This is a genomic window from Bifidobacterium eulemuris (assembly GCF_014898155.1).
GTDB lineage: Bacteria > Actinomycetota > Actinomycetes > Actinomycetales > Bifidobacteriaceae > Bifidobacterium > Bifidobacterium eulemuris.
The window spans coordinates 1,068,448-1,080,112 of sequence record NZ_CP062938.1 but is presented as its reverse complement, the minus strand read 5'-3'; the positions used below and the strand labels follow the sequence as shown (position 1 = coordinate 1,080,112).

Sequence of the window (11,665 nt, the reverse complement as noted above, 5' to 3'; positions counted from 1 at the left end):
AAGCCATGTCTTACAAACTAGTACTGCTCCGTCACGGACAGAGCGCATGGAATAAAACCAATCAGTTCACCGGCTGGGTCGACGTCCCGCTGACCGAGCAGGGTGTTGAGGAAGCCAAGAACGGCGGCCGTCTGCTCAAGGAGAAGAACGTCCTTCCCGATATCGTCTTCACCTCGATGCTGCGTCGCGCCATCAACACCGCCAACGTCGCGCTGGATGAGGCCGATCGCCTGTGGATCCCCGTCAAGCGCAACTGGCGTCTCAACGAGCGTCACTACGGCGCTCTGCAGGGCAAGAACAAGACCGAGATCCGCGAGGAGTACGGCGACGAGAAGTTCATGCTGTGGCGTCGCTCCTACGCGACCCCGCCGCCGGAGATCGATCCGAACGACCAGTACTCCCAGAACGGCGATCCGCGCTACGCGGGCGATCCGGTTCCGGAGACCGAGTGCCTGGCCGACGTGGTCGAGCGCGTGAAGCCGTACTTCGAGTCCGACATCATCCCGGAGCTCAAGGCCGGCAAGACCGTGCTGATCGCCGCCCACGGCAACAGCCTGCGCGCCATCGTGAAGATGCTCGACGACCTCACCGAAGAGGAGATCGCCAAGGTCAACATCCCGACCGCGATGCCGCTGCTGTACGAGCTGGACGAGAACTTCAAGCCGATCAAGCCGCGTGGCGAGTATCTGGATCCGGAGGCCGCCGCCGCCGGTGCCGCCGCCGTCGCCGCCCAGGGCCAGAAGTGATCTGAATCCGACAGCGTGTAAAACGTATAAGAGGGACGATCCCAATCGGGATCGTCCCTCTTTCGTATGCCGTAAAGCGGTCAGTCGATGTCGGTGCCTTCGTCGCGGGTCGGCTCCTTGCTCGGATCGAAACCGGAGACGATGAACACCACGCGACGCGCGGCGGAGACGGCATGATCGCCGAGACGCTCCATGAAGCGGCCGAGCAGAATCACATCGATCACCTGCTGGCGGGACATCGGCGTGTTCTCATCCGAAGCCAGCGCGAAGGTCTGGCGGTGCAGCACGTCGAGCTGATCGTCGTCCATAATGACCTGCTCGGCGGTTTTGGTGTCGCGGTCGGAAAGCATGGTCACCATACGGTCGGCGGTGACGTTCAGGAAGTCCTGCATCTGGGCGAACAGATCCTGCGCCTCGGCGGGCAGCGGGGAGGCCGGATAAGTGCGTCGTGCGGCCTCGGCCAGATGGCGGGCCAGATCGCCCATACGCTCGAAGGTGGCGGCCAGGCGCAGCGTGGAGACCACCACGCGCAGATCGGTGGCGACCGGGTTCTGCTTGGCGAGCAGCTTCACGCACTGGTCGATCACGCTGGATTCCAGCGCGTCGATTTCGATATCGCCGTCGATGACGGCCTGCGCGGCCTCGACATCCTGATTGAGCAGCGCTTCGCCGGCGCCGTTGATCGCGCTGCGCACGCGCTGCGCCATGCGATCGAGGTCGTCCGCGACCTGCTTCATCTCCTCGTTGAAAATAACGCGCATTTCTTTTGTGCCTTTCCTGCTGTGAAAAATATGCAACCTGTACCAGTGTATTATTCGCTCGCCCCACACGGCAAAGCGAAGGCGAAAATACCACCGCAAGTTATCGCAATATTCACCGGGAAGTTCACCCGGCATTCACTTTGGACCGTCGCGTGTCGGCATAATGCGCGTCCGTGCGCGCATACGGGGGCTCGAAGTGTGGGAGAATGGAGGCCATGCCCGATCAGTCGCTTTCGTCCATCGTGATCTTCGCCGTGTTCGCGCTGTTCGCATTGGCGGTGTTCGCCATCGTCGTGCTGAAACTGTGGGAGCTTATCGGCCCGCTGGTGGACCGTACGCTCCAAGGCGCCTCCGTCGCGGAATACGCCAGCCAACGCATGCGCAGGTTCAAGGCGCAGCGCAGGCAGGACGACGAAGACAGTCTGGAGGATCTTCCCGACGATACGGCGACGCTGCTGTCCATGCTGACGGTGACCTCGATTGTGGTCGACGCGCAGGATGAAGTGGTGCGTTCCAGTCCGGACGCCTACCGTCTGGGAGTGGTGCAGGACGACGCCATCGCCAGCGAGGAGGTGATGCGCGCCGTCCATGAGGTGCGGGCCGCGGGCGGTCGCCGCATGTTCGATCTGACCACCAGCACGCCGGAACGGTTCGTCCGTATGCCCAGCGAGGCAGCCGCCTCAGCGGGCGTGGTGGAAACCGCCTCGGTGCGTCGGCCGAATTGGCTGAAGGTCACGGTGGGGCGCATCAACGAGCGTTTCGTGGTGGTGCTGATCGACGATGTGAGCGACGCGGTGCGCTTCGGCCAGGTTCGCGACTCTTTCATCACCAACGTGTCCGAACAGCTGCTGGGACCCACCGAGGCGTTGGCGGTGCTGGCCGACGATCTGGAACGCGGGGGAGCGGACGAGGAACGTATCGCGCGCGACGCCCGCCAGGTGCGCGACTCCTGCGACAAGCTCAACCATATGGTCGCCGACCTGCTGCTGCTGATCAAAGCGCAGGAGCCGGTCACCCCCTCGTCGGCGAACCGTCTCGATCTGCTCGAACAGGCCCGGTATGTGGCCGACCGACTGCGGCCCCAGGCCGTGGCCGCGGATGTGGTCCTGCATGTCGATGGGGATGAGGGTGTGATCGTCAACGGCGAGAGCGACCAGATCCGCACCGCCATCACCAAACTCGTGGAGAACGCCATCGGCTACTCGCCCCGGGGAGGGTCGGTGTCCGTGGCGGTTTCGCGTGCCAAAACCGGCGATCATGCGATGGTGCGTGTGCTCGACCAAGGCCGCGGAATCGCCAAGGAGGATCAGTCGCGCGTGTTCGAACGGTTCTATCGGGGCGCCGAACAGACCGGCCGCACGAAGAACGGCGTGGGATTGGGGCTGGCGATCGTCAAGCATGTGGCGCTCACCCATCACGGCGACGTATCGGTGTGGAGCGTGCCCGGCAGCGGCAGCACCTTCACCCTCAGTCTGCCTTTGGCCCGGTAGGCGCACCGGCCGGTCCTCCGGAAACGCAGAGGCCCGCGCCTCTCCCGAAACGGGTGAGGACGCGGGCCTTGACGTATAGGCCGACTGCCTATTTGCCCAAGCGGCGGTAATCCCAGCGGTCGAAGAATTCCCAGACCAGCAGAAGGATGCCGATCACCACGCCCGCCTCGCACACGTAGACGAGGTCATGCGTGTCGATGCCGAGCGCGCGCAGCAGCAGACAGATCAGCAGCGCCAGTATCCACAGTCCGGTGCCGACGCCGAAGGCCTTGCGCAAGTCCACGCGCACCGGCTTGGGCGCGGGTTTGCGCGCCGCCGGGTCGATAATAGGGGCGAATTTCATACGGCCAGCTTATCTCGCAGGGGCAGACGAGTCGCGCGGATCAGACGAGCCGTTCGACGATGTAGTCGATGCAATGCGTCAACGCGTCCACATCCGAGGGCTCCACGGAGGGGAACACGCCGATGCGCAGCTGGTTGCGGCCCAACTTGCGGTATCCGGAGGTGTCCACGATGCCGTTGTCACGCAGCAGTCCCACCACTTGGTTCGCGTCGATGGCGTCGTCGAGGTCGATGGTCACCACGGCGTTGGAGCGCGCCTCGGGATCGGCCACGAAGGGCCGGGCGTATTCGCTCCGCTCCGCCCACGAGTACAGCAAAGAAGCCGACTTCGCGCAGCGGGTGGTGGACCAGTCCATGCCGCCGTTGCCGTTCATCCAACGAATCTGGTTCTCCATCATCACCAATGTGGCCACGGCGGGCGTGTTCAGCGTCTGATCCTTGCGGGAATTCTCCAACGCCTGGGTGAGCGAGAGGAAAGGCGGCACCCATCGGCGGGAGCCTTCCGTCTTGGCGCTTTGCTCCACATCGGCCGCGCGTTCGATGGCGGCGGGGGAGAGCAGCGCCACCCACAGGCCGCCGTCGGAGCCGAACGCCTTCTGCGGGGAGAAGTAGTAGACGTCGAATTCGTTCGCGTCGACGCGCAGCGCGCCCGCGGCGCTGGTGCCGTCGATCACGGTGATCGCGCCCTGCTCACGGCTGCCGGGCACGCGGGTTACGGGGGCGGCCACGCCGGTGGAGGTCTCATTGTGGGCCCAGCAGTAAGTGTCCGCCCCATCGGTGAGTTCGGGCAGACGGTAGGTGCCGGGCTCGCCCGTGTAGACGGCCGGCTTCTCCAGGAACGGCGCCAAAGCCGCGGACTTGGCGAATTTCGAACTGAACGAGCCGTAGGTGCCGAACGCGGCCTTGCGGGTGATCAGCGAGGCGCAGGCCACCTCCCAGAACGCGCTGGCACCGCCGTTGCCCAACGCGATCTCATAGCCGTCGGGCAATTGGAAGAACTCCTGCAATCCCTCACGGATCGAAGCGACGACACGCCTTACCGGCGCTTGGCGATGCGAGGTGCCCAGCAGTGTGACGGCGCCGTCTTTGAGCGCCTCCACCTGGTCGAGGCGGATCTTGCTGGGGCCCGCGCCGAAGCGGCCGTCCTCGGGGAGCATGGACTGGGGAATATTCACTGTTATAGGCATATGGTCAAGGGTAGCCGCGACGGCGGGAGGAGCGCGGCCGATGCCCGATAGGCGGAAAAGATGCGGGGCCTTGCCACGCGGTGCATGCAAGCCGTTCGGTGGACGAATGACAAGCGGTCGTTGTACAGTACGTAGATGTGAGCGTTCGGTGATGCCCCAGTCATGTGCGTCCCGAGCCGGAATCCCAAGGAGTGATTGATCTATGAAGCATGCCGCGCATAAGGCAACGGCAGGTTCCCGCCAGCAGTTCAGCTTCGCGAAGGCGCTGTTCTCTTCTGGCAAGGGATCCCATTGCGCGCGCAAGGTGCGCGCCATGCAGGTGGCCAACGGCGGCGTGGTGCTGGGCCTTGATCCCGCCGTGGCGGAGAAGCTCAATGAGGTGGCTCCACTGACCCGTCGTTCCATTCGCGAGGCGGCCCGCGCCGCCGAACGCCGCAATATCATGCTGTCCTCCGCCTCTCTGGCGGCTTTGGTGGGCACGGCGGCGACCGCGATGGCATTCGCCAACCCGGACGAGTCCCCTGTGCTGGCCGACGCTTCGACCACCACCACGCAGATGAACCGCGTCACCGGTGCATCGTCCACCGTCTCCCGTTCCGAGGCCCGCGAATCACTGTCCTCCGATACCTCGGCCACCCAGCAGACCTCGAACGAGGGCGATTGGCAGCTGGGTGACACCTCTTCTCTTGACACAAGCCTGATGTCCCGCTCGCTGGCGAACAACCCGGTCGTCGCCGCGCTGATGGACGAGGACTACGGTCTGCTTCCCGACGGCTTCGACCCGAACCATGCGGTCGGCACGGAAAGCAACCAGTATCCGTGGGGCCAGTGCACTTGGTATGTCTACCAGCGACGCGCCGAGCTCGGCCTGCCCACCAGCGGCACCTTCGGCAATGCCGGCAGCTGGGGCGTCTCCGCCTCCGCGCTGGGCTACTGGGTCGACGGCACCGCCCGCCACACCGGCGACGTCGTGGTGTTCGCCCCGGGGCAGGAGAGCGCCGATTCCTACTACGGCCATGTGGCCGTGGTGGAGAAGGTGAACGCGGACGGTTCCATTGAGATCAGCGAATCGAACGCCGAGGGCTTGGGCGTGGTCTCCACCCGCACCTTCACCGCCGAGCAGGCCGCCCAGTTCACCTATATCCACTACTGATCCGCCATCGGCCCGTCCGCTGCGCCGTCGCGATGCGACACGCCGGACAAAACGGGAGCGGCTGGCTGTTCCCATATCCCAAGGCTGGATTTTTGCGCGGCATGTCATGCTACAGTGACGATTCTATGAAGGCTTCTGCGATTTCCTCCTCCGTCGTCGCGTGCGTCGCGGCTGGCTTCCTGTTCGCATGCGCGCCGACGGCCGTCGCCGCCGAAGACACGGTCACCTCCACGCGTTCCTTCCCCTCCGTCACGCTGGTGCGCAAGGATCTGACGGTGGAAAGCACCTCCACGCAGGTTGAGGAGGATTCCGATTGGGGTTCCATCGAATCCCTCGACGTGCCTCAGACCCAATCCCAGGCCGAGAAGGAAGCCGAAGAGCAACAGGCCGAAGCGGAAGCCGCGGCGGAGGCCACTGACCAGGCCGCCGAGCAGGAGGCCGCCCAATCGCAGGCGGCCAGCCGCAACAATTCCCGTGACACGCTGTCCTCGTCGTCGTGGACCGATGCCGGCAGCAGCAGCTCATCCGGTGCCGCCGCGGCTGTCGACCGCGCGTATTCGCTGATCGGTTCGAATATGGATTGCACCGAGCTGGTGACCGCGGCCCTCGCCGCACGTGGCATCAGCTTCCATGGCTGGCCCGAGGACTACCTCAATGTGCCCGGAGGCTCCGTGGTCACCGACGGCAGCCTGCAGGTCGGCGACATTCTCATCTACGCCTACACCGGCGGATGGAACGGCGGCGCCCACTACGACCATGTGGCGCTGTATGTGGGCAACGGACAGGCTATCCATGGCGGATGGAACGGTTCCACCGTGGCGTTGGCCGGCGCGATGACCGACCAACTCACCGCCGTCGTCCGCATTCCGTAGGCCTCGGCGTGTCGCCAATGGCGACACCCCTTATCGCCCCCGACCTATTCGGCGTGTATTCCGCCAGTGATAGGGTCGTGCCCTGATGAAGTGTAAACAAGCTGTAGTGATGTGCGCCGCTGTTGCGATGTGCGGCGTCTCCCTCGCCTTCGTGGCTCCCAGTGCGACGGCCGATGACTCGGATGCCGTCACCTCCGCCCGTTCCTTCCCGAAGGCCACCGCGGTGAAGAAGAACCTGTACGCCGAGTCCGTTTCCACCACTGTGGAGGAGGATTCCGATTGGGGTTCCATCGAATCCCTCGACGTGCCGCAGACCCAGTCCCAGGCCGAGAAGGATGCCGAGGCCCAGGCTCAAGCCGAAGAAGAGGCCGCCGCCGAAGCCCAGGCCCAAGCCGCCGACCGTTCCCAGCAGCGTGAGACCCTGTCCACGACCACGGTCACCACGCCGTCCGTGCCCGCCAGCGCCGATGCCTCCGCGCTGGCCTCCTACGCCACGCAGTTCGCCGGATATCCGTATGTGTACGGCGGCAACACGCCCTCCGGCTGGGACTGCTCCGGCTTCACTCAGTACGTGTTCGCCCAGTTCGGCAAGGATATCGGACGCACCACGTCCGCCCAGGTCAACGCCGGCACCCATGTGTCCGATCCGCAGCCCGGCGACCTGATGATCTCCACCGACCTGTCCCATGCCGGCATCTATCTCGGCAATGGTCTGATGATCCACGCGATGAACGCCTCGATGGGCACCGGAATCTCCTCGGTCGCCTCCGTGACCCCGAGCAGCTACTACTACATCCGCGTGCTGTAATACCCACGCTGATATCCGCGGATTCGCGGCATATTCGTCGACGAGCGCCTTCGAAAGAGGGCGCTCGTTATTTTTTCAGCGCAACATGCGTTTCTTCTCCACGAATCGGCGGTATTGTTGTTGTCTAAGGGGACGGCATTCTCGCCGTCGATAATTGAAGGAGGTCGTCATGATCAACGACAAGGCCATTCTCGTCGGCGTGGACGGGTCGCATGCCAGCTATAAGGCCACGTGGTGGGCCGCGAACTATGCCAAGCATGCGGGGCTGACGCTGCAGATCGTGTGCGCGTATTCGTTGCCGAGCTACGCCGCCGTGTCGTTCGATGCGACGTATACCGCCATGGGGGACGATAACGCCGCGCATTCCGACGCGCAGGAGATCCTGTCGAAGGCCAAGGCCATCGCCGATGAGCAGGGCGTCGAGGCCGCCACATTGATCGTCACCGGAGACCCCGCCTCCGTGTTCGTGGAACTGAGCCGCAACTACAACCTCATCGTGATCGGCAACCGCGGCAAGGGCGGTCTGGCCGAACGTCTGCTGGGCACCACCTCGTCGTCGCTGCCCGCCTACGCGTACTGCCCGATCGTGGTCGTTCCCTACACCGACGACGACGGCAACCTGATGCATCTGAACAACACCATCACCAAGGTGGCGGTGGGCTCCGACGAATCCAAGTGGGGTCTGAAGGCTCTTGAGATCGCCGCGGACTTCGCCGACGTGTGGGGCGCCGAACTCGACGTGCTCTCCGCCGTGCCGAATCTGAAAGGCGTCGAAGGCGAGGAAGGCGTGATGGACTCCTATATGGAGGATCTGTCCGTGCGGTTGAAGCCGTTGCAGGAGTCGCACCCCAATCTGACCATCAACAAGCAGATCGTGTCCGGTCCGGCCGTGAACGCGCTGACCAAGGCCAGCTACGACCATGACGTGGTCGTCGTCGGTTCGCGCGGTCGCGGCGGCTTCACGGGCCTGCTGCTCGGCTCCACCAGCCAGGGACTGCTGCAGCATGCGGTCGGCCCGGTGTATGTGGTGCCGCGCAAGTACGTCGAGGCGGCGGAATCGCGTCTCGACACCGTGCCGAGCTCGCCCGCCGAAGTGCCCACGATGGCTCTGGAGGATATCTCCGGCGTCGAGGAGGTGCCGGTGGCCAAAGCCGACGCGGCGACCGTCGCCGAAATCGAGACCACCATCGACCCCGAACGTCAGGGCTGAGCCTGTACGATACGCATACGAAAGGGCTTGCCGAACTGCTTGGTTCGGCAAGCCCTTTTCGTCATCCCTCACCCGTCATCCTGAGCGGAGCGCAGCGGAGTCGAAGGATCTCCAACCCATCGGCCATGAGATGCCTCGACTTCGCTCGGCATGACGATGGTCACGTCGAGCGGGATGCGGGGAGCGTCCAGCTAGCGGCGAACCGTCACGTCCATGCGCACGGGGGTCTCCTGCACGTAGGTGTGCTTCACCGTGCAGCCCTTATCCACATGGCGGGTGATGCGTTCGGCCAGCTTGGCGGCGTCCTCGTCGCTCAGATCGGCGTCGGTGGCGTCGACCACCAGCTGCTCGTTGAAGTTGATGTAGGCGTCATGGTCGGCGTCGTAGGTGCCGTCCACGACGATTTTTGCGCCCTTGCCCTCGCCCAGCGTGTGTTCGATGGCGAACTGGCTGGACAGCGCCGCGCAGCCCGCCAGCGCGATCTTCATCAGATCGCCCGGCGTGAACTGGCCGCGGTCCTTGCCGAATTTGATATGCGCGCCGTCGTCACTGAACGCGTCCCAGCTGCCGTCCTTATTGCGCTCGACCCACAGTCGCTTGCCCATAATGCCTCCTTGGTGTGTGGCGTGTGTGGCGCGTATGCGCGCCGCTTCTCCCAATCTAACCGCATCCGCGCGAAGAATCGTCGTATTCCGCCCTGCGGTGAGATGCGGGACGGGCGGAATACGCCGAATTCGGGCATATCCGTCGGTTCCGCCGCGCGCGGATTCGCGGGGCGGTGGGATGGCGGCACTCGCGGGTCTGCTCTAGACTGGAGCGCATGGCTTTGACACAAGAACAGCTCGACGATATCCGTTCCCGCATCCCCGCGCGGCCCGACACCGATATTCCGATGCCCTACGAGGATCTGGTGCGCAGGATTCTGACCGAAGGCACGCTCAAATCCGACCGCACCGGCACCGGCACGATCTCGCTGTTCGGCCAGCAGATGCGTTTCGACCTGTCCGAATCCTTCCCCCTGCTCACCACCAAAACCGTGTTCTTCAAAGGATTGGCCTACGAGCTGCTGTGGTTCCTCAAAGGCTCCACGAACATCCAATACCTGACCGACCACAACGTGCACATCTGGGACGAGTGGGCGGATGAGAACGGCGATCTCGGCCCCGTCTACGGCGCGCAGTGGCGTTCCTGGCCCGCGCCCACGCCCGAGGATCCGAACCGCACCATCGACCAGATCGCCAACGTGGTCGACCTGGTCAAGCACAACCCCGACTCGCGCCGCATGGTCGTCTCCGCATGGAATCCGGCCGAGGTGGAGCATATGGCCCTGCCGCCATGCCACGCGCTGTTCCAGTTCTACGTGGCCGACGGTCGCCTGAGCTGCCAGCTGTACCAGCGTTCGTGCGACATGTTCCTCGGCGTGCCGTTCAACATTGCCTCCTATTCGCTGCTCACGCTGATGCTCGCGCAGCAGGCCGGATTGGAGCCGGGGGAGTTCGTGTGGACGGGCGGCGACTGCCATGTGTACGACAACCACATCGAGCAGGTGCTCGAACAGTTGGGCCGCGAACCGTACCCGTATCCGCGGATGCGCATCCGCAAGGCCGACTCCCTGTTTGATTACGACTATGAGGATTTCGAGATCGTCGACTACCGGCACCATCCCACCATCAAGGCGCCGGTGGCGGTCTGATCGGCTTTCCGAGAGGTCTGCGCCGCCTAATACACTGAAACGCAGTCCGTACACGCCCAAGGAGTGAATGAAATGGAGCATGACAGTAGCCGCAGTGGCTATCACGAACCCGAGCCCGGATCTGCCGGGCTTGACGAAACCGAGGACTGGGGCGACGACTTCCCCAAAACCTTCTCGGTGAACCTCATCTGGGCCGAGGCCCGCGACAAGGATGATCGCGCCGGCGCCATCGGCTTCTCAGGCGGCATGCCTTGGCATCTGGCCGAGGACATGAAGCATTTCAAGGAACTGACCGTATCCCATCCGGTGATTATGGGGCGGCGCACATGGGAGTCGCTGGGGGTCAAATACCGCCCGCTGCCCAACCGCGACAATATCGTGGTCTCCCATAATCCGCAGTATCACGCGCCCGGAGCGACGGTTGTCCCCAGCCTTGAGGACGCGTTGGATCTGGCGCGGCAGGAAGCCATTCCGGACGACGGTCTTGACCGCAGCGAGATCTGGATCATCGGCGGCTCGCAGCTGTTCGCCGAAGCCCTGCCGTTCGCCGACAAGGCGTATGTCACGAAAATCCGCGCCCAGGTCGAGGCCGATACCTACGCGCCCGACGTGGCCGCGCTGGTCGAGGACGGCGCGTGGCGCGTGGTCGAAGAATCGCTGTGGCTGGAACCGAAGAACCCCGAGAACGGCATCAGCGAGTACAAATTCGCCATCTTCGCGAAGAACCGCTGACATCCATCGCAACGCTCCCCATCGTCTCGCCGACGACAAGGGGAGCGTCTCGCATTGAGCAACGAAACGAGAGGCTTGACCAACCATGAGCGAAACCAGTCCCTATACCGTGATGACCGTGTGCACCGGCAATATCTGCCGTTCCCCCATGGGCGAGATCATCCTGCGCCATTTCTTCGCCGAGCGCGGCCTGTCCGACCGCGTGGTCGTGGAATCGAGCGGCGTGAGCGACGAGGAATGGAGCCACCCGATCGACCCGCGCGCCGTGCGTGTGCTCAAGCAGCGTGGCTACGGCGACGAGATCCCGCGCGATCATTTCGCGCACCGCATCACCGCCGACGAAATCGAACGCACCGACCTGTTCCTGCCGATGACCGCCTCGCATATGCGCTCGCTGCTGCGCCAGCTGCCCGCCGACAAGCGCGATGGCGTGCATATGTACCGCAGCTTCGATCCGAACCTGCCCACGCCCAAGCCTGGCCGCGAGGACTCCATCGATCTGGTGGATCCCTGGTACGGCGGCATGCGCGAGTTCGAGGTGGCCATCGACCAGATCGAGGCCGTTGCGCCCCATATCGTCGACTGGGTCGCCGAACAGCTGGGGGAGTGACGCCTTAAGGCAGCCATCTTATGAGGAAGCGCGCATGCCACATGCGCGCTTTTGCTGTGGG

General features: G+C 64.1%; 13 protein-coding genes. 9 read left to right on the top strand and 4 right to left on the bottom strand.

Annotated elements, in window-relative coordinates; translation table 11 throughout:
* The first annotated feature begins 5 nt into the window (after positions 1–5).
* Positions 6–746: a phosphoglyceromutase gene (locus BE0216_RS04900; RefSeq protein ID WP_072724996.1), complete on the top strand. Its 741-nt coding sequence runs from the start codon at positions 6–8 to the stop codon at positions 744–746.
* Between the two features lie 80 nt (positions 747–826).
* Here BE0216_RS04900 and phoU read toward each other — a convergent pair whose 3' ends face one another.
* Positions 827–1,507: a phosphate signaling complex protein PhoU gene (gene phoU / locus BE0216_RS04895; RefSeq protein WP_094636677.1), complete on the bottom strand. Its 681-nt coding sequence runs from the start codon at positions 1,505–1,507 to the stop codon at positions 827–829.
* Between the two features lie 377 nt (positions 1,508–1,884).
* Here phoU and BE0216_RS04890 point away from each other — a divergent pair, with 377 nt between their 5' ends.
* The gene (locus BE0216_RS04890; protein ID WP_226805814.1) at positions 1,885–2,997 is read left to right on the top strand and encodes a sensor histidine kinase; all 1,113 of its coding nucleotides are present in this window, start codon (positions 1,885–1,887) and stop codon (positions 2,995–2,997) included.
* Between the two features lie 88 nt (positions 2,998–3,085).
* Here the strand turns inward: BE0216_RS04890 and BE0216_RS04885 are convergent, their stop codons facing one another.
* Positions 3,086–3,340 (bottom strand): DUF2530 domain-containing protein, encoded by a 255-nt coding sequence (locus tag BE0216_RS04885; RefSeq protein WP_094636679.1) that lies wholly within the window; start codon positions 3,338–3,340, stop codon positions 3,086–3,088.
* Between the two features lie 40 nt (positions 3,341–3,380).
* Positions 3,381–4,526: a phosphoserine transaminase gene (gene serC, locus BE0216_RS04880; protein WP_094636680.1), complete on the bottom strand. Its 1,146-nt coding sequence runs from the start codon at positions 4,524–4,526 to the stop codon at positions 3,381–3,383.
* A gap of 202 nt (positions 4,527–4,728) precedes the next feature.
* On the opposite strand from serC, the gene BE0216_RS04875 reads away from it, so the two are divergent.
* The 4 genes from BE0216_RS04875 to BE0216_RS04860 all read left to right on the top strand — a co-directional run bounded on the left by BE0216_RS04875 (position 4,729) and on the right by BE0216_RS04860 (position 8,569).
* Entirely contained in the window at positions 4,729–5,679 is a 951-nt protein-coding gene (locus tag BE0216_RS04875; RefSeq protein WP_094636681.1) for a CHAP domain-containing protein, read from the top strand.
* Between the two features lie 125 nt (positions 5,680–5,804).
* Entirely contained in the window at positions 5,805–6,551 is a 747-nt protein-coding gene (locus BE0216_RS04870; protein WP_094636682.1) for an NlpC/P60 family protein, read from the top strand.
* Positions 6,552–6,636: 85 nt separating this feature from the next.
* Positions 6,637–7,359, top strand: coding sequence for a C40 family peptidase (locus tag BE0216_RS04865; protein WP_226805704.1), 723 nt, complete (start codon positions 6,637–6,639; stop codon positions 7,357–7,359).
* A 169-nt stretch (positions 7,360–7,528) separates the two neighbouring features.
* Positions 7,529–8,569 carry a universal stress protein gene (locus tag BE0216_RS04860; protein WP_094636684.1) on the top strand — a complete coding sequence of 347 codons (1,041 nt, stop codon included), beginning with the start codon at positions 7,529–7,531 and terminating at the stop codon, positions 8,567–8,569.
* Positions 8,570–8,760: 191 nt separating this feature from the next.
* On the opposite strand, the gene BE0216_RS04855 is transcribed toward BE0216_RS04860, so the two are convergent.
* On the bottom strand, positions 8,761–9,174 hold the full coding sequence (locus BE0216_RS04855; RefSeq protein WP_072725009.1) for an OsmC family protein: 414 nt from the start codon (positions 9,172–9,174) through the stop codon (positions 8,761–8,763).
* A gap of 287 nt (positions 9,175–9,461) precedes the next feature.
* Here BE0216_RS04855 and BE0216_RS04850 point away from each other — a divergent pair, with 287 nt between their 5' ends.
* From BE0216_RS04850 to BE0216_RS04840, 3 genes are all read left to right on the top strand, one after another.
* Positions 9,462–10,262, top strand: coding sequence for a thymidylate synthase (locus BE0216_RS04850; protein WP_193042872.1), 801 nt, complete (start codon positions 9,462–9,464; stop codon positions 10,260–10,262).
* Between the two features lie 72 nt (positions 10,263–10,334).
* Positions 10,335–10,994: a dihydrofolate reductase gene (locus tag BE0216_RS04845; protein ID WP_094636686.1), complete on the top strand. Its 660-nt coding sequence runs from the start codon at positions 10,335–10,337 to the stop codon at positions 10,992–10,994.
* An 85-nt stretch (positions 10,995–11,079) separates the two neighbouring features.
* A complete protein-coding gene (locus BE0216_RS04840; RefSeq protein ID WP_094636687.1) occupies positions 11,080–11,604 on the top strand; it encodes a low molecular weight protein-tyrosine-phosphatase in 525 nt (174 codons plus the stop codon).
* Positions 11,605–11,665: the final 61 nt, after the last annotated feature.

What these genes read in the sequence shown, in the direction of transcription:
- BE0216_RS04900 (WP_072724996.1), top strand. Translation starts at nt 6, where the DNA reads ATGTCTTACAAACTAGTACTGCTCCGTCACGGACAGAGCGCATGGAAT.
- phoU (WP_094636677.1), bottom strand. Translation starts at nt 1,507, where the DNA reads ATGCGCGTTATTTTCAACGAGGAGATGAAGCAGGTCGCGGACGACCTC.
- BE0216_RS04890 (WP_226805814.1), top strand. Translation starts at nt 1,885, where the DNA reads ATGCGCAGGTTCAAGGCGCAGCGCAGGCAGGACGACGAAGACAGTCTG.
- BE0216_RS04885 (WP_094636679.1), bottom strand. Translation starts at nt 3,340, where the DNA reads ATGAAATTCGCCCCTATTATCGACCCGGCGGCGCGCAAACCCGCGCCC.
- serC (WP_094636680.1), bottom strand. Translation starts at nt 4,526, where the DNA reads ATGCCTATAACAGTGAATATTCCCCAGTCCATGCTCCCCGAGGACGGC.
- BE0216_RS04875 (WP_094636681.1), top strand. Translation starts at nt 4,729, where the DNA reads ATGAAGCATGCCGCGCATAAGGCAACGGCAGGTTCCCGCCAGCAGTTC.
- BE0216_RS04870 (WP_094636682.1), top strand. Translation starts at nt 5,805, where the DNA reads ATGAAGGCTTCTGCGATTTCCTCCTCCGTCGTCGCGTGCGTCGCGGCT.
- BE0216_RS04865 (WP_226805704.1), top strand. Translation starts at nt 6,637, where the DNA reads ATGAAGTGTAAACAAGCTGTAGTGATGTGCGCCGCTGTTGCGATGTGC.
- BE0216_RS04860 (WP_094636684.1), top strand. Translation starts at nt 7,529, where the DNA reads ATGATCAACGACAAGGCCATTCTCGTCGGCGTGGACGGGTCGCATGCC.
- BE0216_RS04855 (WP_072725009.1), bottom strand. Translation starts at nt 9,174, where the DNA reads ATGGGCAAGCGACTGTGGGTCGAGCGCAATAAGGACGGCAGCTGGGAC.
- BE0216_RS04850 (WP_193042872.1), top strand. Translation starts at nt 9,462, where the DNA reads ATGCCCTACGAGGATCTGGTGCGCAGGATTCTGACCGAAGGCACGCTC.
- BE0216_RS04845 (WP_094636686.1), top strand. Translation starts at nt 10,335, where the DNA reads ATGGAGCATGACAGTAGCCGCAGTGGCTATCACGAACCCGAGCCCGGA.
- BE0216_RS04840 (WP_094636687.1), top strand. Translation starts at nt 11,080, where the DNA reads ATGAGCGAAACCAGTCCCTATACCGTGATGACCGTGTGCACCGGCAAT.